Origin of the sequence: Nocardiopsis sp. RV163 (assembly GCF_001029525.1) — a bacterium.
Classification (GTDB): domain Bacteria; phylum Actinomycetota; class Actinomycetes; order Streptosporangiales; family Streptosporangiaceae; genus Nocardiopsis; species Nocardiopsis dassonvillei.
On the sequence record NZ_LEKI01000001.1, the window covers coordinates 1 to 21,729 of the forward strand.

Sequence of the window (21,729 nt, forward strand, 5' to 3'; positions counted from 1 at the left end):
GTACCCGGGGCCGCGGGAGTCGGGGGAGTGGGGCGCCCCGCCGGGTGCGGAGCGCCCGTGAACCTCCGCCGTACGGCCGCCCTAGCGGTCGCCGTAGTTGTAGAGGGTTTCGTTCACCGGTTCCGCGGTGGCGGTCGAGTCCGTGGCGAGGCTGGTGGCCACGAAGGTGGCGCCTCCCGCCAGGGCCGCGCCGATGACGCAGGCGGCGATTACCTTGATCACTTGGGGATCTCCTTCCGCGCGCCCGATCCCGCGCTGGGTCCGGAGCGCTGGAAAACGAGACTAGAACCTGATCTAGCTATAGACCAGATGATTGCCCCAACTGTAACTAACCCGCCGGTAACTTCCAACCCCGGAATGCCAGCTTTGTCGGCCTTTACATGCTGGTCCTGCACCCGCAGAAGCACCATGTCGGAGCCCTCCACCACCACGGACAGACCCTCCACACCTGACCAGAACTGGTTATCGACCGGCGCGGACACCGCCACGTACCGCACCCCCAGCCCACCCAGCGCCGCAGCGTCCAACCGCTCGGGCAGGCCCGTCGCCGGATCCGGACCGAGCGCCCCGGCGACCCGCCGCGCCCGCGCGTCCTCACCGGTCACGACCACCTCTCCCCCGCCCGGGGTGCCCACCACCAGGTCGTCGTTCCACAGGGTGCGCCGGTCGAAGAGCTTGGTCGCCGGGTCAAGGACGACCGTGGCCCGCCCCGACCAGTCGGGGCCGCGGTAGGCGCTCCAGGGCAGCACCAGCACCGCCCCGGGCCGATCGTCGGCGGCCACCGCCTCCTGCGCCGCCAACCACTCCCCGGGGTAGTGCGCCGGGGCCAGCCGACCGCTCGCGCCCCACAGCAGTCCCGGCAGCACCACCACTGGCAGCAGCGCCACGAACACAGCGAGCCCCGTCCGCAGCGCGGCGCCCCGCCGCCCGGCCAGCCACCACACGCACGCACCGAGGCCGAGCGCCTGGACCAGGGACAGCGGGGCCACGTAGAGCTGGCCGTCGCGCAGCGGCCCGAACCCCGGCCAGGCGGAGATCAGCCAGACCAGCAGCGCGCGTCCCGGCCCGGTGGCGCCCAGCAGTGCGATCAGCAGCCCCAGGGCGGCGGCCGCCGACAGGCCGGGGCCGAACACCGGCCGCTCCCGGCGCAGCAACCACACCCAGCCCGCCAACGCCAGCAGGCACAGCAGCAGGCGTGCCGCGGCCGTCACAGGCTCGCCGTAGCCCGCCGGAACCGCACCGGAGTTCCACACCCCGCCCAGGAGCAGCAGGGAGCCGAGGACCCCGAACGGGGTGTCCGAACGGGCCGCGAACGCCGCCGCCCCGGCCGGGTCCGTGCCCGCCCCGCTGGCCAGGGACGGAAGCAGCCAGGGCAGGGAGACCACCGCCAGCGCCAGCGCGAAGAGCGCCGCCCGCACCCACCAGCGCGGCGCGCGCGAGCGGGCGGTGAGGGCGACGGGACCAGCGGTGAGGGCCGTCAGCACAACCGACGAGAACCCACCGACCGCCGCGGGCACCAGCGCCCGCACCAGCCCGGCGAACCCCGCGCCCGGCCGCACCCGCGCCAGGCGGACGGCGGCCCCCACCACCCACGGCAGTCCCGCGTAACCCAGCAGCACCGCCCATTGGCCCAACAGCAGCCGCTCGGCCACGAACGGGTTCCACACGTAGGACGCCCCGGCGGCCGACGCCGCCAGGGCCCCGGCGCCGCCGCGGGGCAGCACTCCCAGCACCAGGCGCGCGGCACCGGCGCCGCCCACGGCGAACACCGCCAGCAGCGCCAGCGACTGCACCGCGTCCCCGGGCAGGACCGCGGACAGCGCCGCCACCACGGCGTCGCTGGGGATCGCTCGGGGAAACCCGTCCGCGCCCCTCAGCACCGCGGCCAGCGACAGGCCGGGCACGAACACCATGTCGTAGCGCAGCACGTACCCGGGCCCCAGAGCGGGACCGAGCGCCAGCACACCGGCGAGCAGCCCCACAACCCACGGCAGCAGCCGGACTCCCCGGGCGCCCCCTCCTCCCCGCGTCATCAGCCCCGTGACCGACACCATCGACCTCCGCCCCTGGAAAGCAGTCCCTCGGCCCTGCGTCAGTCCCGCGCGAGCAGAACGCTGTCGGAGTAGCCGCCCTCCACGTAGTCGCGGTAGGAGCGGACCACGAGTTCGTAGGGACCCGACACCGTCACCGACCAGCGCGGTTCCTCCCCCGCCGGGCCCAGCGTGCGCCATTCCCGCCCGTCCCCGGGGCCGAGCCCGTCGCGGCGCTCGCAGTCCGGACCGGGCGCGAGGGGCCCGGGTTCGGGCACGGACGGGACGGGAGCGGGGGGCGGCGTAGGAGTGGGCCGCGGACCGGGGTCCGCGTCGGGCTCGGGGCCGGACGGCCCGGCGCTGGGCACGGGCGGCTCGACGGGGGCCTCCGAGGGGCGCCCCCCGTCCGGGGACGCGGGCGCGCGCCGGTCGTCGGCGGCCCCGCAGTCCAGAGCGCGCACCCACACCTCGTAGTGGGAGGCCTCCTCGACGTCCTCCCACTCCACTGTCGCCCCGCCGTCGACCACGCGCAGCCAGGACGGCCCGGGAGGCGGATCGTCGTCCCACACCCACTGGAGGGGCTCGGACTCCGCCCCCTCGTCCCGGCCCTTGAACGAGCGCACCACGAACTCGTAGCGGGCTCCGCTGAAGAGCGCCTCCACCAGCACGGAACGGCTGTTTCCGTCGGCGCGCACGTCCACCGGGAGCACGGCGGCCTCGTCCGGGTCCGGTCCCGCGCGCCGCTGCACCACCCGGTAGCCGGTCGCGCCGGGCACCGAGTCCCAACTGAGCACGAGACCGTCCTCGGACTCCTCCGCCACGGGTTCGGGCGCGGTCGTCGGCCCAACCGCCGCCTCCGGCAGCGGCCGCCGGTAGGCCGTGCCGACTCCCAGGGGTTCGGCGAGCGCGTCGGCGAAGGCCGCCGCGATCTTCAGCTCGCCGCGCGCGTTGGGGTGCGCCTCGTCCCAGTTGTCGCTGGCCGGGGCGTACCCGTCTGCGACCCGTGCGACCACCACGGGCGAGTCGCTGGAGGTGAGCTGCGCTGCGAGGTCGACCAGACCCATGTTGAACCGGTCGATCTCGGCGTCGGCCCTGGGCTCCTCCACCGGGGGGAGCTCCCCGAGGACGAACCGGGTCTGTCCCCGTACGACGCGCACCGTGGACACCGTCTCGCCCACCCCCTCCAGCGCGCTGTCGGCGTCCCCGCCCGCCAGGATGTCCTCGGTACCGGCAAGGAGGAGCAGGTAGTGCGGCCGGTACTCGGCGGCCACCAGCGCGGCCCCGGTGGCAAGGTCCCGCGCGGTGGCGCCCCAGCGGGCGGCGTGGTCGGTGTCGAATTCGGGGTCGGCGTAGTCCTGGTTGCCGAACTCCCGGTCCGCCAGCCCGTACACGCCGTCGTGGGGGCCGACGAAGTCCACCTCCACCCCGGCCCCGCGCAGGTGGGACCACAGGCGGTAACGCCAGGTGTAGTCGCCGCTGCTGCCCTGGGAGAGCGAGTCGCCGACGACCATGACGCGCAGTTCGCCGTCCGGCGGCCCCGGCACGGTGACGGGCTCCTCGGTGCGCCCCTCCTGTGCGGCCCCTCCCCCTGAGCCGCTCTGAACCAGCAGCAGGGTGACCGCCATCGCCGAGAGCATGACGCCGAGCAGCCCCAGGGGCCCGGGTTCGAAGCGGGAATGGCTGTCCCAGCGGGGGCGGAGCAGCGGGAGGCGGAGCCGTCGGGGCCACCGGTCCAGGAGCGACGACCGACGCGGCGGTCGCGGGCGCTCCCGACCCGGTTCGCCGGGCCGGTCACCGCGCGGGCTGGGCCAGCGGAACCGAAGCCTGCCGAAGCGGTCGGCCACGCGCGACCACCACACGGAGCGTTCGTCGGATCCGCGCACCGCGCCCCCTGCATTCCCAGAACAGGTTCTACCCCCCACAGAGGGTTCGTCAGACAAGACTAGAACTGGTTATATATAATTCGTCAACTCGTTGCGGCCGAGCGGAACCGCCTACACCGACGTTAGCGGCCGCCCCCGCCCTCTCGACTCCGCACCCCCGACGGAAAGCAGGACCCCCGTGACCGGACTCCTGGTAGCCCTGCTGTCAGCGGTGGCCTACACCGTCGGCCTGACCGTGGAACAGCGCGCACTGCACGGCGCGGAGTCGATCTCGATCAACCGCCCCCTCCACCTGGCCCGGGTCCTGCTCACCAACCCCCGCTGGGTGCTCGGCTGCCTCTTCGCCGCCCTGGGCAGCGTCGGCCTGATCGTCTCCCTCGGCCTCGCACCCGTGTCCGTGGCCCAGCCCGCCTTCGCCGCCGGGGTCGCGTGCGGCATCCTCGTCATCACCCTCGTCCTGGGCGAGCGCGTCACGCGGGGAGAGTACGCGGCCCTCGGCGTCATGCCGGTCGCGCTCGGCCTGCTCGGCCTGTCCACCGCCGAGGGCGCCGAGACCGGAACGACCGCCGACACACCGCTGCTCATCACCGTCAGCCTGCTCACCGTGGCGGCGTGCCTGGCCGTCGTGGGCCTGGTCGGCGGCCGCGGCCGCTACATGTCCGCCGCCGCCCTGGGCGCCGCTGCGGGCTTCGCCCAGGGCAGCGCGGGCCTCCAGGGCAAGGGGCTGGGCGGTCTGCTGGCCGACCACGGCCTGTGGGACGCGCTCGCCCCCGCGCTGCTCTCGCCCTACCCCTACCTGTACGCGGTGGGCTGGGCGGTGGGCATCGTCCTCTTCCAGACCTCGCTCCAGCGCTCGCGGGCCTCCATCACCGCCCCGGTGTCCAACGTCGTGGGCAACGTGTTCGTGGTCGTCATGGGCACGATCCTGTTCGGCGAGCGCCTGCCCGACGACCCGGTCATGCTGGCCCTGCGCGTGGGCGGGTTCGCGCTCACCCTCGTCGTGGTCGTCCTGGTCCGCGGCAACGTGGCCGCCGCCGAGGCGGACACGAGCCGCAAACGCGCCCACGCGTAGGGCGAACGCGGCGGGACCGCCCCGGCGGACCCGGTCAGACGGCCACCGACACGGCCTCGCGCAGGCCCGGGGCTGCGACGTCGGCCCACGCCCGCACCACGCTGTCGGGCTGGCCGGTCTCCCCCTCAGCCAGGATCAGGCCGGGCTCGGCCACCCAGGCGCCCAGGTCGGCCAGCAGGATACGCAGGTCCTCCTCGATGCCCCGGCTGTTGCGCAGGTCCTCCACGACCGCCAGCGGAACCGCGACCGTGTGGCCCAGCCCCAGCTCGGGCAGGCGGTCGAGGAAGACCTTCAACAGCCCGGTGTAGGTGCCGTGCGCCTGCGGGGAGGCCACGAGCAGCACGTCGCTCTCGCGCACCTTCGCCAGCGCCGCGTCGACGGCGGCGGAGGACTCCGAGAGCAGCTCGGCGCCCAGTTCGGCGACGTCGATGACATCGGGACGGGAGTCGACACCCGCGCGGGCGGCGACCTCGGAGGCCGCGCGCAGGGCGGCGTCGCGGACGGAGGAGCGGACCTGGGGGGCGGCGACGAGCACGGTGAAGCGGGTCATGCGAGAACTCCTGGGTTCGAACAGAGCGAGCCGGGATCGGAGGAGACACCAGCCGGAGAGGACGGCGGGGTGGTTTGACACCGGAAGGAGGGGTGACGAACGTCCTGGGACTCCCGCGGTTCCCCGCGTCCGACACGGGGGCGGACCACGCTGTCCGAGAACCGCCTGTGTCGGGCCTGGCAGGTCTGCTTCGGCGACCGCGGGGCGGTCGCCACAGAACCAGGGGAAGGGATGAGCGTCCGGTGTCTGCGACAGGGCACGTGCGACGGGGCACGAGGGGCGCGGGGCGAAACCCCGCAGGGCGCTAGCTACGACAGAGCGCGCTCGCCTGCTGTCTCAGATCGACATGCAGGCGCTGGACAAGCAGCTCACCGGCGGACATGTCTCCATCATGAAGCGCCCCGGCCGTTATCGTCAATGCGTGCGCGCGCCACGGTGGGCGGTCCACGCCTCGGACAGCCGTCCCAGGAAGCGGGATCACCCAGCTCCGCAGGCAATACGCAAGCCCGCGGTGACGGCCCCGAAGGCGTGTGTAATGTGCGACACACACCGACGAGACGACACGAGGAACCCCTCACATGGCCCACACCCCCGTCACACTCACCAACGCGCGCGTCGTGACCCCCGACGGGGTCCACGAAGGATGGCTGAGGATCGAGAACGGCCGCGTGGCCGCGCTCGGATCGGACGGGCCCGCCCCCGGCGGCCGCGACCTCGGCGGCGCCTGGGTCGTCCCCGGCATGGTGGACACCCACATCCACGGCGGCGCGGGGCACGCGTTCACCGAGACCGACCCCGAGGGCGTCCGCAAGACGATCGCGTTCAACCGATCCCGGGGCGTGACCGCGCTGGTGGGCGGCCTCGTGGCGGCCACCCCGGAGGACACCCTGCGCCAGGTGGCGGCGCTGGCCGAACTGTGCGACGCGGGGGAACTCGCGGGCATCTACCTGGAGGGCCCCTTCATCTCCCGGGCCAGGTGCGGGGCGCACGACCCCGGGCTGCTCCGCGACCCCGACACCGCCGAGTTCGACCGCTGGCTCAAGGCCGGGCGGGGGCACGTGCGCATGGTCACGGTGGCCCCGGAGCTGCCCGGGGCACTGGACCTGATCGGCGCGGCGGCCTCCTCCGGCGTGGTGGCGGCGGTGGGGCACACCGAGGCCACCTACGAGCAGACGCTGGCGGCCTTCGAGGCGGGGGCGTCGGTGGCCACCCACCTGTACAACGCGATGCGCCCGCTGGGCCACCGCGACCCGGGGCCGATCGCCGCCGCACTGGGCGACGAGCGCGTGACGGTCGAGCTGATCGTGGACAACGTGCACGTCCACCCGGGCGCGGCCGGGCTGGTCTTCGACGCCGCGGGCGCGAACAGGGTTTCGCTGGTGACCGACGCGATGTCGGCGACGGGCCTGGGCGACGGCGAGTACACGCTGGGCGACCTGCGGGTGCGGGTGAGCGGCGGCGAGGCGCGCCTGGCGGAGAGCGGCACGATCGCCTCCAGCACGATCGTCCTGCCCCAGGCGGTGCGCAACGCCGTGCGGGGTCTGGGCGTCGGCGTGCCCGAGGCGGTGCGGTCGGCGTCGTCGGTACCGGCCGCGGCGCTGGGGTTGGACGGGGTGGGCCGGATCGAGGTCGGAGGGCGCGCCGACCTCGTCGTGCTCGACGAGGACCTCGGGGTCCGCGATGTGGTGTTCGAGGGCGCTTGGGTGGAGTAACGGCGTGTCGTAACCGCGTTACGGACTAGTAATATAACCCTGGGTGACAATGGCGGCAGGGCCCCGAGGAGAGCCACCACGCTCGACACGAAAGGATCTGCGCCATGGCCAAGTCGAGACAGACGAGGGGCGAGCAGCCGACCCGTGTGCCCTCCGAGGAGCACGAGCACCTCGGCAAACTAGCCGCGGAACTGTCCCGGTACGACGTACGGGCGGACGTGGTCGACGAACAGTCGTCGCCGTGCCTGCGCGTGCGCAACCCGTCATCCGCGTGCGCGGTCGAGGACGTCATCTGTGAGCGCCGGGAGCACGACTACGCGTTCATCGCCTCGTTCGGGGTCTACCTCGGCAGCAGTGGGAGCCTCGGCGTCACGGCCCACAAGGTGGCCTGGCTCGTGGGAGCCACCGAGGCGTGACGGCCGCGCGGGACGGGTGCGGTGCCGATGGCACCGCACCCGTCCCGCGCGTCCTCCTGCCACCTCCACGGAGCTTTACGACGTAGATTCCTGGAGGCCGTGCGGGGAGCCCGCGACCAGGCACCCTAGAGTCGTGCCGTCCCCACCCCTCTACGGAAGGCGAGCCCGTGGACTACGTCAAGCTGGGCCGTACCGGACTGGACGTCTCCCGCGTCACCCTCGGCTGCATGAGTTACGGAGACCCCGCCAGGGGCACCCACGACTGGACCCTGGACGAGGAGGCCAGCAGGCCCTTCATCCGCCAGGCGGTCGAGGCGGGCGTCAACTTCTTCGATACCGCCAACACCTACTCGGACGGCAGCAGCGAGGAGATCGTGGGCCGCGCACTGGCCGAGTACGCAGACCGCGACGAGATCGTGCTGGCCACCAAGGTGTTCGGCCGTGCCAGGCCGGGCCCCAACGGCGGCGGGCTCTCGCGCAAGGCGATCCTCACCGAGATCGACCACAGTCTGAGGCGCCTGGGCACCGACTACGTGGACCTGTACCAGATCCACCGCTGGGACCCCACCACGCCGATCGAGGAGACCGTCGAGGCCCTGCACGACGTGGTCAGGGCGGGCAAGGCGCGCTACGTGGGCGCCTCCTCGATGCACGCCTGGCAGTTCGCCAAGGCGCTGCGGGTAGCCGACGTCAACGGCTGGACCAGGTTCGCCACCATGCAGAACCACTACAACCTGCTCTACCGCGAGGAGGAGCGGGAGATGCTGCCCCTGTGCGCGGACGAGGGCATCGGGGTCATCCCGTGGAGTCCCCTGGCCCGCGGTCGGCTCACCCGCGCTTGGGAGGAGGAGACGGCGCGCAGCCGCGGTGACGCGTTCGGCGCGCGGCTGTACGCGGAGGCGGACCGGGCGATCGCGGACGCCGTCGGCGCGATCGCCCGAAGGCGAGGTGTCCCCCGCGCACGGATCGCCCTGGCCTGGGTGTCGCGCAACCCCGCGGTGACCTCTCCGATCGTCGGCGCCACCAGACCGCACCACCTGGACGACGCGATCGCGTCGCTGTCCCTGGAGTTGACCGACGACGAGGTGGAGGAACTGGAGCGCCACTACACGCCGCGCCCGGTCTCCGGTTTCTGACACCGCCCCGCGCGGGGCCGTCCGGGCCCCGCGCGGGCGCGGGCGCCCTGTCAGCCGCGCGCGGTGACGCGGATCTTGGACTGGCCGTGCGGGCGCTCCTCCCAGTCCCGCATGAACCGGGCCGACAGCCCGTGCTTCTCCGCCAGGGTGATCAGCGTTTCGGTCCGGTAGTAGAAGTCCTCCCGCAGCACCTGGTGTTCGGCCCCTTCGGTCCGGTCGTAGGTGAAGTCGAAGAACCCGCCCGGTGCCAGGACCCGCTCGACGTTGGCCAGGCACTCGTCGATCACCTCGATGGGCGAGTGCGAGAACACGCTGTGCGCGTGGACGACGTCGAAGTAGCCCTCCGGCAGGAAGGAGAAGGTCAGGTCCCGGGTGATGGTCAGGTGCGGCAGCTTCTCCTGCAACCCGCGCTCGGCCAGCACGCCCTTGGCGGCGATGAGGATGTCCGGGGAGATGTCGATACCGTAGTAGCCGCCCGGGTCGAGGTAGTCGATCAGCCGCCACCCGGCGCGCAGGTTCCCGCAGCCGATGTCGAGCATCCGGTGCTCCGGTCTGAGACCGTGTTCGACGAGGTAGTCGAACTGCATCTGCCCCAGTGCCAGCCAGCGCTCCTGACTCCGGCTGCCCACCGCCGACCTGGGGTCGCGGGCGGCGTCGGAGGCCATCACCGCCCGGTAGTAGTCCACGTGGTCGCGGTGGGCCAGGCGCAGCCTCAGGTCGCGGACGGAGCGGCGCACGTACGGCACCACCTTGCCGGGGTTGCGCAGCGCGTAGCGCACCTTGTGGGCGAGGGAGGATCGGTCGGCGTTGAGGGAGGCGGTTGTCTTCTTCGGCATCGGAAGGCTTTCGGTCGAAGGCTCTCGCTCACCCGCGGACACGGGGTCGGGGGGCAAAGAGGATAACGCTTTCGTCGCGGCCCCGGTTCACCGCCTCGGGTCCGACCGTACCCGGAAAGTCACCGGGAGTACGGTACCGCCGCCCGCCCGAGGCGCCCGGTCGCCGCGACTCCGGGTCACGAGGCCGGGCCCCGCGTCGTCAGGGACCGCCCCGCCAACCCCGCCGGCCGGCACGGCCCAAACCGCAGGGGGGCGCTTCGGGGGGGGTTCGGGGGCCTCCCCCCGGAAAGCATCGCGGGCTGCGGCGAGCCGGTCGAAGACCGGCGAGCAGCAGCCCGCGCGACATGTGGAGGTGGCGGGAATCGAACCCGCGTCCTTCAGCACCGAGCCAGGGCTTCTCCGGGTGCAGTCCGCGCTGTCGTTCTACTCGGCCTCAGCGCTTGCACGGACACATCGCTGACAGGCCCAGCCACGAAGATGTCCCGCTCAGGCCCCGTGGCCTGATCTGAGCGGTGAGTCATCTAGCTGATGCCGGGATCTGGGCCGATGACGAGCCCAGGCCGACAGAGACGCTATCGCTTAAGCAGCGAGAGCGAACTCAGTGCGCTTAGAATTGGCACTTGTGTTTACGCGAATGCAGGATTAACGAGGTCACAAACGCAACCCTCGACCCGCTTCCCCTGGAACGACTACCGAAGTCGAAACCGATCACCCCCTGTGGAATTGTCACGGCCTCCCCGCTGGGCGGGGCGGCCGACATGCGAGCGGCGAACGCTCGCGCGTCCGTCACTCTACCTGTTGAACAGTGCGGGGGCCAAGCTGATTCCCGGTCGCGGAGGGGAATCCGCGACGACGGGGCCCGGACGGGGAGAAACCCCCGCGGGCGCGGACGCAAGAGGTGGTCGACGCGGCCCGCGGGGGCGGTCGGCAGGGTCGGGCCGACCTTGGGAAACGACAGGATCTCCCCCGAGATGAGGTCCTGCCCCTCACTGGTCCGCTACCCCCTGTCGCGGCCCAGTCATAGGGGAAGACGCGGGCGGACCCCCGGGGGGTTGCCCGGGGGTCCGCTCTTTGCCTGGTTCTGTCCTGTCCGGAGGGAACGGTGACCGTAGCCGCCGTCAGGCCGGCCCTACCAGCCGGTCTCCTCCGCGCCCGTCAGGTCGGCCTGGTCGGTCGGCCCCGTCTGCTCCGAGGGCAGGCCCACGCCCTCGGTGGTCGCGGGACCGCCGGTCACCTGCTCGCCGGCGGCCGTTCCGGCGGGGGCCTCCTCGGGCACCCCGTTGGCCATACCGTCGAGGAAGGAGCCCGCGGCGTTCACCGCGTGCTGCGACACGAGGGTCGTCGCCGGGTCCGCCTCGGCCATGACGGCGAAGGCCACGTCGTCCTTGTAGCCGACGAACCAGTGCAGCGAGGTGTCGCCCTGCTCCACGCGGGCCGCCTGCCCGTGGACCTCTCCCCCGGTGGCGAGCAGCTCGGGCATGCGGTTGACCACCGCGTCGCGCAGCCCGGTGCGGACCACCTCCAGGTGGGCGTCGTCCAGGGTGCTGTCGCCGATCGGGTCGGGGCCCTCCTCCGGCACCAGGGTCGGCGCGTTCCACGTGCCGTCCGCGACCGCGGCGGCGATCAGGGCCATGGACAGCGGGCTGACCCGCACTCCGTGCTCGCCGATCATGGCCGCGGCCACGTTCTCCTCGCCCTCCTCCACGGCGACCGAACCGGAGGAGGCCGAGACGGGCAGCTGCCAGTCGGCGCCGACGCCCATCCGCCCGGCGGTCTCGGCGATGGCCTCCGGCCCCACCTGCGCGCCCAGGCCCGCGAAGCCGACGTCGCAGCTGAAGGTGATGTTGCGGGCCAGGGTGGCCTGGTCGAGCAGTGCCCCGCCGCCCGGGTTGACGAAGGTGCGCCCGCCGATCTCCGCGGAGTAGCCGCAGGGCACCTCGCTCTCGGGGGTAACCGCGCCCGATTCCAGGGCGGCCAGGGCGGTGACCATGCCGAAGGTGCTGCCCGGCAGGTAGGAGCCGGTGAAGGCGTTGTCGTCCGCGGTGCTGCCCGAAGCGCTGGCCGCGGCCAGGACCTCGCCGCTGCCGGTGTCGACCGCCACCAGGTAACCGTTGCCCGGCACCGTCGTCAGCGCGTTCTCGGCGGCCCGCTGCACGTCCAGGTCCAGGGTGGTGTCGATGGCCCCGCTGAGCGAGCCCTCCCACGCCTCCAGGACGTCGGTGACCTGTCCGTCCTGGTCCAGGGAGACCACCTGGGTGGTGCCCGAACCGGCCAGCTCGTGCTGGAAGATGTTCTGGAGGCCGTTCAGACCGACGGTGTCGCCCGCCTGGTAGGAGCCGGGCACACGGGAGGAGACCCGGTGTTCGGCGGTCCCGGCGACCTCGCCGAGCAGGAACGGCGACACCGAGGGCGTCAGGTTGACCTGGACCTCCTGGGTGTCCACCCCGGAGATCCGCGAGGCCTCGCTCAGCAGCGTCCCGTCCACGCTGGAGCCGCGCATGAGCACCAGCGGCTGGAACTGCTCGGGCGGCGCGGAGCGCACCCGGTTCAGGAGCGGGTCGGGGTCCTCGTCGAGGATTTCGGCGAGCTGGGTGACCCCGGCCTCCTTGTCCTCCATGTCCGCGGGGTAGACGCCGAAGGCCGTCACGCTGTCCGCGGTGACCAGCGGCTGCCCCTCGCGGTCGAGGATCTGGCCGCGCTCCTGGCTCTCGTAGCTGACCGCGAGGCGCTCCTGCTCGCTCAGATCGGGGTGCAGCACGCTCGTGGACCAGGAGATGCGCCAGCCGTCGGGGCCCCACTCCAGGGGCATGCGGCCGGTGTAGTTCCAGGTCGGGTCGCCGATGCCGAGGTCGGCGTTGACACCGAACTCGGCCTCGGCCGAATCGCCCTCGCGGGAGATGCGGCCGAGCTGGAACCGCAGGGAGGCCAGGTCGAGCTGCTCGCGCATGTCCGTGAGTGCCGCGGACACCTGTGCGGGGTCTCCGTCGGTGTAGGCGGCGGCGGTCTCGTGGTCACCGTCCTGCCAGGCGAGCAGGAAGGACCTGACCGCCACCTCGGGACTGGGGTGCGGTGTGCACGCGACCAGGGCTGCGGCGAGGAGCAGGCCGCTGCCGGCGGCCGTGAACCGGCCGAGGGGACGGGGGGACACCGTGTGTGTTCCTTTCGGCTGCCTCATCGACGGCGGCGCAGGGCGCGTTCCATGTCGCGCTTGGCCTCGCGCTCGGCGATGTCGTGGCGCTTGTCGTACTCACGCTTACCGCGGGCCAGAGCGATCTCCACCTTGGCGCGCCCGTCGCTGAAGTACAGGGACAGCGGGACGAGCGTGAAGCCGGGTTCCCGGGTCTTGCCGATCAGCCGGGAGATCTGCTCGCGGTGCAGGAGTAGCTTACGCGATCGTCGGGCGGCGTGGTTTGTCCACGTTCCCTGGGAGTACTCGGGGATGTGGACGTTCTCCAGCCACACCTCGCCGTCGTTGATGTGCGCGAAGCCGTCCACCAGGGAGGCGCGGCCCTGCCGCAGCGACTTGACCTCGGTACCGGTGAGGACGAGGCCCGCCTCGTAGGTCTCGTCGATGTGGTAGTCGTGCCGGGCCCGGCGGTTCTGCGCGATGAGCTTGCGCCCGGTCTCCCGTGCCACAGGTGTGTCCCTTCATACGTCCGGGGGGCACGAGGCCCCCCGGTGTCGAATCCTCCCCGCCCCAGGCGGCCGCGTCAGATCTTGAGGTAGCGGCGCAGGGTGAGGAACGAGGTGATGGTGCACAGCAGGATGCCGAGGATCATCGAGACGCCGATGACGTACATCAGCGAACCCGCGCCCAGGGCCACGTCGAACTGGAACCAGTCCTCGATCTGCGTGAGCAGGGTGTAGCGGGTGGCCACGATGAAGCCGGAGGCGATCAGACCGCCGATGAGGCCGGCGACCGCGCCCTCCAGCAGGAACGGCAGCTGGATGTAGAAGTTCGACGCGCCGACCAGCCGCATGATGCCGGTCTCCCGGCGGCGGCTGTAGGCCGACAGCCGGATGGTGTTGCCGATCAGCAGCGCGGCGGCGGCCAACTGGACCCCCGCGAGCACGAGGGCGGCAGCGCGCAGGCCGTCCAGCAGCCCGAAGAACTGCTCCAGCACGAGCTGGTCGTCGGAGACGCTGTCGATGCCCGGGGCGCCCTCCACCGCGGAGCGCACGGTCTGGTACTGGGAGGGGTCGGTGAGCTGCACCCGGTAGTTGTCCGGGATGTCACCCTCCTGCGCGGCGTTGGCCAGCGCCTCGTTGGAGGAGCCGAGCCGCTCCTGGAAGTCCTGCCAGGCCTCGGCGGAGGTGAGGTAGGTGTACTCCTGGACCTGGGCAAGGCCGTCGAGGGTCTGCTCCAGTGCCTGGCGGTCCTCGTCGGTGGCCGGACCGTTCTCCTGACAGGCCGTGGTGGGCGAGATCTCGGTGCACATGTAGATGGTGAGCGTGATCCGCTCGTCCCAGTAACTGCGCATCTCGGAGACCTGCTGGTTGACCAGTAGACCGGCGCCGAAAAGAGTCAGTGAGATGGCTACCGTCGTGATGACCGCGATGGTCATCGTCAGGTTTCGGCGAAGGCCGATCCACGTCTCGGAGAGAACGAATTGTGCTCGCATGATCTGTTAAAGGTCCATCCTTCGGGGCTTCGCCGCGCCGGTCCTCGCAGCGGGAGGTCAGTACGCCTGGCCGTAGACGCCGCGCGTCTGGTCGCGCACTACCAAGCCCTCTTCAAGCTCGATCACGCGCTTGCGCATCGAGTCGACGATGGCGGCGTCGTGGGTCGCCATGACGACGGTGGTGCCCGTGCGGTTGATTCGGTCCAGCACCTTCATGATGCCGATGGAGGTCGCGGGGTCGATGTTGCCCGTGGGCTCGTCGGCCAGCAGGATCTGGGGACGGTTGACGAACGCGCGGGCGATGGCCACGCGCTGCTGCTCGCCGCCGGAGAGTTCGTTGGGCATCCGGCCGGCCTTGCCCTCCAGGCCGACGAGTTCCACGACCTCGGGGACGACCTTGCGGATGAAGCGGCGGGGCTTGCCGATGACCTCCAGCGCGAAGGCGACGTTCTCGAAGACGTTCTTGTTCGGCAGCAGGCGGAAGTCCTGGAAGACGCAGCCGATACGGCGGCGCAGGTGGGGGACCTTCCAGTTGGACAGGCGCGCCAGGTCCTTGCCGGCGACGTGCACACGCCCCTTGTCGGGCTTCTCCTCCTTGAGGACCAAGCGGAGGAAGGTCGACTTGCCGGAGCCGGACGGGCCGACCAGGAAGACGAACTCGCCCTTGTCTACGTCAATGGAAACGCCGTCGAGCGCGGGGCGCTTCTGGGTCGGGTAGACCTTGGTGACGTTATCGAAGTGGATCACAGGCGCATCACAAGGTTCTCGAAGGTATGGGCACCCGCAGTGGAGGGCACTCCGCGCGGGATCGTACCGGCCACATGGCCAACCGACAGTGTAGAGGGGGGAGCGGCCCGGATTGTCCCGGTCGCCTCGCACCCGATAGATCAGTGCACCATCGGACAACAGCCTCGAGCATATCGGAGGCGTCAACCGATGATAACGTTCACATATAGCAGTTTCGGTAAAACTGCGGAGACGTGATCATCACCATTGGGACACAACAACCACATCCGTCCCACCTGCTGACCCGGGGTGCCGCCGCTGCGACCGGGCGTGTCCGCGCTCCTCGCCGGAACGGGTCCGGCGGCGGAAGGCCCCGGTGCCCGAGGACTCCGGGGCTCGCGCTCCGTCGGCCGGGTGGGGCGCCCCCGGGGCCGCGCTGTGGCCGCCCCGCGGCGCGCGTGCGGGAGGACTGCTTCGCGGGGCCGCCGGGGAGGGCGCCGCTAGGCGTCCTCGGAGCGCTCCCGGCTGCGCATCCAGCGGATCTCGGCGTCGATGAACTCGTCGATGTCCCCGTCCAGCACACCCGAGGTGTTGCCGGTCTCGGCACCGGTGCGCACGTCCTTGACGCTCTGGTAGGGGTGCAGGACGTAGTTGCGCATCTGGGTGCCCCAACTGCTCACCGAGTCGCCGCGGATCTCGTCCAGCGCCGCCTGCTCCTCCTGGCGCTTGCGCGCGAGCAGCTTGGCCTGGAGCATCGACATGGCCGTGGCCTTGTTCTGCAGCTGCGACCGCTCGTTCTGGCAGGACACCACGATGCCGGTCGGCAGGTGGGTGATGCGCACCGCCGAGTCGGTGGTGTTGACGCCCTGGCCGCCGGGGCCGCTGGAGCGGTACACGTCCACCCGCAGGTCGCCGTCGTCGATCTCGATGTGGTCGCTCTGCTCCACCACCGGGACCACGTCCACGCCCGCGAACGAGGTCTGGCGCCGGTTCTGGTTGTCGAACGGCGAGATGCGCACCAGGCGGTGCGTGCCGTGCTCCCCGCGCAGGGTGCCGTAGGCGAACGGGGTCTTGACGGCGAAGGAGGTGGACTTGATACCCGCCTCCTCGGCGTAGGAGGTCTCGTAGACGTCGGTGGGGTAGCCGTGCCGCTCGGCCCAGCGCAGGTACATGCGCTGGAGCATCTGCGCCCAGTCCGCGGCGTCCACGCCGCCCGCCTGGGAGTTGATCGTGACGATGGCCTCGCGCTCGTCGTGCGGCCCGTTGAGGAGGGTGCGCACCTCCAGCTCGCCGATCTCCTTGCGTAGCTGGTCGAGCTCGCGGTCGGCCTCGGCCCTGGTATCGGCGTCGTCCTCGGCCTCGGCCAGCTCGTAGAGCACGCCGAGGTCGTCGAGCCGCTGGCCGATGCCGTTGACCTTGTTGACCATGGACTCCAAGCTGGAGAGCTGGCGCGTCACCTTCTGCGCGTTGTCCTGGTCGGCCCACAGCTCGGGGTCCGCGGACTGCTCGCGCAGCTCGGCGATCTGCGTGTGCATGGCCTCCAGGTCCAACACGGCGCTGACGCTCGCCAGGGTCGCCGCGAGGTCCTTGATCTTCTCTGCTGGGTCCAGTTCTGCCACGGACCCCAGTGTAGGCCCCAAACAGGGGACGGGCTCCCCGCGCGCACCGGCGCGGGGAGCCCGTCGGGACCGGACCGGGGGGCGGGCTCGCCCCCCGGGTGCTAGCCCACCAGGCCGCGGAAGGACCGCAGCGCCACGGACAGCGTGGCCAGGTCGAAGCGCTCGTTCTCCTGGATCTCCGACAGAGTGATCCCGGCGCGCTGCACCCGGTCGCCGTTCTGTTCGACCCACGCGGCGATCAGCTCGGAGGGCTCCTGCTCCGGACCGCTCTCCAGCACCCGCGCGGTCAGGTCGGCGTGCGCCGCGTACAGGTCGTCGCGCAGCGAGGAGCGCGCCGTCGTCACCCACCGGTCGTCGCGCGGCAGGTCGATGACGCGCTCGCGCCACCAGCTGATGTTGAGCCGGTCGGCCAGCTCGAAGTAGAGCTCGGCGACCTTCTCCACCGGGCGGCCGGTGCGCTGGGCGATCTCCACCAGGTCCAGGGTGGAGTAGGCGGGCACCATCACGGCCACCCGCTCGGCCAGCTCGGTCGGCACGCCCATCGACGTGTAGCGGTCGCGGCGCTCGACGAAGGCCTCGCGGTCGCGGCCGCGCAGCAGCTCGACCAGCTTCGGCAGCAGCTCGCCCACGCCGTCGGCGAAGTAGCCGATCTCGCTGCTGATGTCGAAGGGGAAGGTGCGGTTGCGCAGCAGCCAGCGGGCGGAGCGCTCGGCGAGCTTGCGCGCCTCCAGCAGCAGGACGAGCTGGCTGTCCATCGAGATCTCGTGGTCCAGCTCCTCCAGCCCGCTCCAGAACCGGCGCAGCCCCAGCACGTCCTGCACCACCAGGTAGGCGCGGGCGATGTCGGCCGAGCTGGAGCCCAGCTCCTCGTTGAGCCGGAACGCGAAGGTCAGACCGGAGCGGTTGACCATCTGGTTGACGACCTGGTTGACGATGATCTCCCGGCGCAGCGGGTGGGAGTGCACGCCCTCGGCGAAGCGCTCCGAGCGCAGGGGCGTCGGGAAGTACGCCGTCAGGGTGTCGTTCAGGTAGGGGTCCTCGGCCAGGTCGGACAGGTCGAGCTGGTCCTTGAGGCTGATCTTGGTGTACGACAGCAGCGTGGCGAACTCCGGGCTGGTCAGGCCCCTGCCCGCCGCGCGCCGCTCCGCGAGCGTCTTGTCGGAGGGCAGGTCCTCCTGCTTGCGCTTGAGCACCCGGGTGCGCTCCAGGTGGCGCATGTACCGGCCGTGGACGTGCAGCATCTGGCCGTCCTGCTTGCGCGCGGCGGCCAGCACGGTGTTCTGCGCGTCGTTGTTGTCCAGGACCAGCTCCGCGACCTCGTCGGTCATGTCGATGAACAGCTGGTCGCGGTCGGCCCTGTCCAGCTTGCCCGACCGCACCTCGCGGTCCAGCATGATCTTGATGTTGACCTCGTGGTCGGAGGTGTCCACACCGGCGGAGTTGTCGATGAAGTCGGTGTTGATCCGACCGCCCGCGCGGGCGAACTCGATCCGCGCGTCCTGGGTCAGGCCCAGGTTGCCGCCCTCGCCGACCACCTTGGCGCGCAGCTCGGTGGCGTCCACGCGCAGCTGGTCGTTGGCCTTGTCGCCCGCGTCTGCGTGCGTCTCGGTACCGGCCTTGACGTAGGTGCCGATGCCGCCGTTCCACAGCAGGTCGACGGGCGAGGTGAGCACGCACCGGATCAGCTCGTCCGGCGTGAGGCTGTGCACCCCCTCGTCGATGCCCAGGGCCTCGCGCACCTGCGGCGTGATCGGCACGGACTTGGCCGTGCGCGGGTGCACGCCGCCGCCCTCGGAGATGAGCTCGGGGTCGTAGTCCTCCCACGTGCTGCGGGGCAGGTCGAAGACTCTCTTGCGCTCCACCCAGGAGGTGTGCGGGTCGGGGTCGGGGTCCAGGAAGACGTGGCGGTGGTCGAAGGCCGCGACCAGCCGGATCTGCCGGGAGAGCAGCATGCCGTTGCCGAACACGTCGCCGGACATGTCGCCGATACCGACGACGGTGAACGGCTCCTCCTGCACGTTCACGCCCATCTCGCGGAAGTGGAACCGGACCGACTCCCAGGCGCCGCGCGCGGTGATGCCCATGGCCTTGTGGTCGTAGCCGACCGAGCCGCCGGAGGCGAAGGCGTCGCCGAGCCAGAAGCCGCGCTCGGTGGAGATGGTGTTGGCGGTGTCGGAGAAAGTGGCGGTGCCCTTGTCGGCGGCGACCACGAGGTAGGAGTCGTCGCCGTCGTGCAGGACGGTGCGCTCGGGGTGCACGGTCTCGCCGTCCACGAGGTTGTCGGTGACGTCGAGCAGGCCGCTGATGAACTGCTTGTAGCAGGCCACGACCTCCGCCATCACCTCGTCGCGGGTGCCGTTGTGGGGCAGCCGCTTGCACACGAAGCCGCCCTTGGCGCCGCTGGGGACGATGACGGAGTTCTTGACCATCTGGGCCTTGACCAGGCCCAGGATCTCGGTGCGGAAGTCCTCGAAGCGGTCCGACCAGCGCAGTCCGCCGCGCGCGACCGCGCCGAAGCGCAGGTGCACGCCCTCCACCCGCGGGGAGTAGACGTACATCTCGAACCGGGGCCGCGGGTGCGGCAGGTCCGGGATCTCCTGCGGGTCGAGCTTGAGCACCAGGTAGGGGTGGCCCTGGTAGTGGTTGGTGCGCAGGGTGGCGCGGATGGCCGCCAGGAACGAGCGCAGGATGCGGTCGTGGTCCAGGCTGGCCACGGCCTCCAGTTCGCTCTCGACCTTGCCGACGAGGACGTCGGCGCGCTCGTCGCGGCCCTCGCCGGGCTGGTCGGGGTCGAAGCGGGTCTCGAACAGCTCGACCAGCAGGTTGGCGATCCCGACGTTGGCCACCAGCACGTCGGCCAGGTACTCGGGTGTGAACGTGGACCCGGTCTGGCGCAGGTACTTGGCGTAGGCGCGCAGCACGGTGAGCTGGCGCCAGTCGAGGCCGGCCCGCACCACCAGGGCGTTGAAGCGGTCGCTTTCGCCCAGGTCGCGCCAGGAGGCGTCGAAGGCCTCCTCGAACAGGCACTTGAGCCGTTCGGGAGCCAGGTCGGACTCGGGGATGGGGCCGAGGCCGAAGTCGTAGATCCACACCCGGCCCACGTCCCGGACGGTGACGTCGTAGGGCCACTCGTCGACGACCTCCACGCCCAGGTTCTCCAGGACGGGCAGGACGCGCGAGAGCGAGATGGGCTCGCCGATCCGGTAGAGGCGGAACCGCCAGCAGCCGGGGTCGGCGTCCTCGCGCTGGTACAGGACCGCGGAGAACTCGCCGTGGCGCCGCTCGGGGTCGGTGCGGCCCAGGAGCTTCTCCAGCTCGCGGATGTCGCCCGCCGCGGCGGCGGGGCTGTTGTCGACCTTGTAGGCCTCGGTGAGGCCGCCCGAGTAGCGCTCCTTGAACTCGGTGGCCCGCACGGGGCCGAAGGCCGCGGCGAGGGCGTCGTCCAGGTCCAGGTCCCAGGAGCGGGCCGCCTCGCGGACCTTCTCCTCCAGGGCGACCTGGTCGATGTCGGCGAGGGTGCGCCCGTGCTGGGCTCGGGCCACCAGGTACAGGCGGGCCAGCGGGGCGGAGCCGATGAGCACGTTGTGGTCCATCGTGGCGCCGTGGAAGGCATCGGCGAGGACGTTCTGGATGTCCAGGCGCACCCGGGTGCTGTACTGGTCGCGCGGCATGTACACGAAGCAGGACATGTACCGGCCGCCGTAGGGGTCGCGGCGCATGAACAGCTTGGTGCCGCGCCGGTCGCGCAGGCGCAGGACGCCGCGGACGATGTTGTACAGCTCCCCCACGGGGATCTGGAGGAGTTCCTCGCGGGGGAAGGTCTCCAGCAGTTCGATGAGGTCCTTGCCGTCGTAGCTGTCGGCCTCGAACCCGGCCAGGGCCAGCACCTCGGCCTGCTTGCGGCGCATGATGGGGATCTGGGCGATGCTGGTGGTGCTGGCCTGGGAGGTGAACAGGCCCAGGAACCGGCGCTCGCCGACGATGTTGCCCTGGGCGTCGAACTTCTTGACGCCGATGTAGTCCAGGTACTTGGGGCGGTGGACCGTGGCGCGCGAGTTGGCCTTGGTCAGGACCAGGATGTAGGGCTCGCGGGCCTTGCCCCGGATCTCGGGGGGCAGGGCGGCGAAGCTGGTCGAGGCGGGCGAGTCCATGCGCAGGACGCCCAGGCCGGAGCCGGCCTCGGGACGCAGGGAGTCGTCGCCGTTCTCGTCGGTGACCAGGGTGTACTCGCGGTAGCCCATGAAGGTGAAGTGCCGGCCCGCGGTCCAGCGCAGGAAGTCGACGCTCTCGCCGATCTCGCGCGGGTCCACTCCCCCGGCCACGAGCCGGTCCGGGTAGGCCGCCAGCTCGTCGGCGATCCGGATGGCCCGGTCGCTCATCTTGCCGGCGTCCTCGTCCACGTAGCGCACGTCGGCCAGGACGGACTCGACACGGGCGGTGATCTCGCGCAGGCGCTCGGGGTCGGGCTGCGGATCGATCTCGATGTGCATCCAGGACTCGTCGATCGGCAGCAGTCCCTCGCCGACGGACTCCGGCTCCACCCCGACCAGGCGGCCCTCCAGGTCGCGGCTGACGGTCATCTGGGGGTGGATGATCAGCCGGACCCCCGCGCCGAGGTCGCTGAGGGCCATGGTGACGGAGGAGACGAGGAAGGGGGCGTTGTCGGTGACGACCTCCACGACGCCGGTCTGCTGGTCCCAGCCGTCGCGCTCGGCGTCGGGGGTGTAGACGCGGACCTTGGCCCGTCCGGCGGCGCGCCGGGCGCCGAAGGAGCGGTGGGCCTCGGCCGCGCCGCAGATCTGCTCGGCGGAGCGGCCGCTGACCTCCTCGGGGTCCGTGTGGCGGTAGTACACGGGGAGGAAGCGGCGGACGGCGTCGGCCTCCTCGGGGCTGATGCGCGCCCCGGGGGACCACTTGGCGGCCGCCTCGCTGAGCAGCTTCTGGAGTTGGACGTCGGATTGCCCGGACATAGGGATCTCTCACTCCTTTGTGAGCAACGTCGCACGAGTGCCGGCAGAACAACCGGTCATACGACCTGTGAACTTCTGGGCGACCGTGTGCTTCGGTGTGAACTCCCTGGGCCGCAAGGAGCCCACGACCGCGGTGGTTCGGGTTGGGGTCGCGGGG

Annotated in this window: 15 protein-coding genes and 1 other RNA gene; 4 read left to right on the plus strand and 12 right to left on the minus strand. The window is 71.5% G+C overall.

Features of this window, described 5'->3' with window-relative positions:
- Positions 1–81: 81 nt before the first annotated feature.
- The 3 genes from ABD54_RS28455 to ABD54_RS00010 are packed head-to-tail and all read right to left on the minus strand — an operon-like array spanning position 82 to position 3,913.
- Positions 82–222 carry a hypothetical protein gene (locus ABD54_RS28455; protein WP_013154713.1) on the minus strand — a complete coding sequence of 47 codons (141 nt, stop codon included), beginning with the start codon at positions 220–222 and terminating at the stop codon, positions 82–84.
- Positions 219–2,054, minus strand: a complete 1,836-nt coding sequence (locus tag ABD54_RS28460) for a hypothetical protein (RefSeq protein WP_235431908.1) — start codon at positions 2,052–2,054, stop codon at positions 219–221. Before ABD54_RS28460 ends, ABD54_RS28455 begins: the two co-directional genes overlap by 4 nt.
- Positions 2,055–2,092: 38 nt before the next feature.
- The gene (locus ABD54_RS00010; RefSeq protein ID WP_053063486.1) at positions 2,093–3,913 is read right to left on the minus strand and encodes a GDSL family lipase; all 1,821 of its coding nucleotides are present in this window, start codon (positions 3,911–3,913) and stop codon (positions 2,093–2,095) included.
- A 178-nt stretch (positions 3,914–4,091) separates the two neighbouring features.
- Between ABD54_RS00010 and ABD54_RS00015 the strand changes: the two genes are divergently transcribed.
- Complete coding sequence (locus ABD54_RS00015; protein WP_047867339.1) at positions 4,092–4,985, plus strand: hypothetical protein; 894 nt, start codon at positions 4,092–4,094, stop codon at positions 4,983–4,985.
- Positions 4,986–5,019: 34 nt separating this feature from the next.
- On the opposite strand, the gene ABD54_RS00020 is transcribed toward ABD54_RS00015, so the two are convergent.
- On the minus strand, positions 5,020–5,535 hold the full coding sequence (locus ABD54_RS00020) for an NADPH-dependent FMN reductase (RefSeq protein WP_047867340.1): 516 nt from the start codon (positions 5,533–5,535) through the stop codon (positions 5,020–5,022).
- 578 nt (positions 5,536–6,113) lie between these two features.
- Between ABD54_RS00020 and nagA the strand changes: the two genes are divergently transcribed.
- The 3 genes from nagA to ABD54_RS00035 all read left to right on the plus strand — a co-directional run bounded on the left by nagA (position 6,114) and on the right by ABD54_RS00035 (position 8,799).
- Positions 6,114–7,247, plus strand: a complete 1,134-nt coding sequence (gene nagA, locus ABD54_RS00025; protein WP_047867341.1) for an N-acetylglucosamine-6-phosphate deacetylase — start codon at positions 6,114–6,116, stop codon at positions 7,245–7,247.
- 104 nt (positions 7,248–7,351) lie between these two features.
- A complete protein-coding gene (locus ABD54_RS00030) occupies positions 7,352–7,663 on the plus strand; it encodes a hypothetical protein (RefSeq protein WP_047867342.1) in 312 nt (103 codons plus the stop codon).
- A 167-nt stretch (positions 7,664–7,830) separates the two neighbouring features.
- Positions 7,831–8,799, plus strand: coding sequence for an aldo/keto reductase (locus tag ABD54_RS00035; RefSeq protein WP_047867343.1), 969 nt, complete (start codon positions 7,831–7,833; stop codon positions 8,797–8,799).
- 50 nt (positions 8,800–8,849) lie between these two features.
- On the opposite strand, the gene ABD54_RS00040 is transcribed toward ABD54_RS00035, so the two are convergent.
- The 8 genes from ABD54_RS00040 to ABD54_RS00070 form a co-directional block, all read right to left on the minus strand.
- Positions 8,850–9,635 carry a class I SAM-dependent methyltransferase gene (locus tag ABD54_RS00040; RefSeq protein WP_047867344.1) on the minus strand — a complete coding sequence of 262 codons (786 nt, stop codon included), beginning with the start codon at positions 9,633–9,635 and terminating at the stop codon, positions 8,850–8,852.
- A 344-nt stretch (positions 9,636–9,979) separates the two neighbouring features.
- Positions 9,980–10,351: a transfer-messenger RNA gene (ssrA, locus tag ABD54_RS26785) on the minus strand.
- 413 nt (positions 10,352–10,764) lie between these two features.
- Positions 10,765–12,783, minus strand: a complete 2,019-nt coding sequence (locus ABD54_RS00045) for a penicillin-binding transpeptidase domain-containing protein (RefSeq protein ID WP_047867345.1) — start codon at positions 12,781–12,783, stop codon at positions 10,765–10,767.
- Between the two features lie 23 nt (positions 12,784–12,806).
- Positions 12,807–13,271 carry an SsrA-binding protein SmpB gene (smpB, locus tag ABD54_RS00050; protein ID WP_013154726.1) on the minus strand — a complete coding sequence of 155 codons (465 nt, stop codon included), beginning with the start codon at positions 13,269–13,271 and terminating at the stop codon, positions 12,807–12,809.
- A 74-nt stretch (positions 13,272–13,345) separates the two neighbouring features.
- Positions 13,346–14,257, minus strand: coding sequence for a permease-like cell division protein FtsX (ftsX, locus tag ABD54_RS00055; protein WP_235431909.1), 912 nt, complete (start codon positions 14,255–14,257; stop codon positions 13,346–13,348).
- 57 nt (positions 14,258–14,314) lie between these two features.
- Positions 14,315–15,004 carry a cell division ATP-binding protein FtsE gene (ftsE, locus tag ABD54_RS00060; RefSeq protein WP_013154728.1) on the minus strand — a complete coding sequence of 230 codons (690 nt, stop codon included), beginning with the start codon at positions 15,002–15,004 and terminating at the stop codon, positions 14,315–14,317.
- Between the two features lie 479 nt (positions 15,005–15,483).
- Positions 15,484–16,602: a peptide chain release factor 2 gene (prfB, locus tag ABD54_RS00065; protein WP_047867347.1), complete on the minus strand. Its 1,119-nt coding sequence runs from the start codon at positions 16,600–16,602 to the stop codon at positions 15,484–15,486.
- A gap of 101 nt (positions 16,603–16,703) precedes the next feature.
- Positions 16,704–21,572 (minus strand): NAD-glutamate dehydrogenase, encoded by a 4,869-nt coding sequence (locus ABD54_RS00070; RefSeq protein WP_047867348.1) that lies wholly within the window; start codon positions 21,570–21,572, stop codon positions 16,704–16,706.
- Positions 21,573–21,729: the final 157 nt, after the last annotated feature.

Bases quoted from the DNA above. Each gene is read 5' to 3' on its own strand.
- ABD54_RS28460 (WP_235431908.1), bottom strand. From the start codon at position 2,054: ATGGTGTCGGTCACGGGGCTGATGACGCGGGGAGGAGGGGGCGCCCGG.
- ABD54_RS00020 (WP_047867340.1), bottom strand. From the start codon at position 5,535: ATGACCCGCTTCACCGTGCTCGTCGCCGCCCCCCAGGTCCGCTCCTCC.
- nagA (WP_047867341.1), top strand. From the start codon at position 6,114: ATGGCCCACACCCCCGTCACACTCACCAACGCGCGCGTCGTGACCCCC.
- ABD54_RS00030 (WP_047867342.1), top strand. From the start codon at position 7,352: ATGGCCAAGTCGAGACAGACGAGGGGCGAGCAGCCGACCCGTGTGCCC.
- ABD54_RS00040 (WP_047867344.1), bottom strand. From the start codon at position 9,635: ATGCCGAAGAAGACAACCGCCTCCCTCAACGCCGACCGATCCTCCCTC.
- ftsX (WP_235431909.1), bottom strand. From the start codon at position 14,257: ATGCGAGCACAATTCGTTCTCTCCGAGACGTGGATCGGCCTTCGCCGA.
- ABD54_RS00070 (WP_047867348.1), bottom strand. From the start codon at position 21,572: ATGTCCGGGCAATCCGACGTCCAACTCCAGAAGCTGCTCAGCGAGGCG.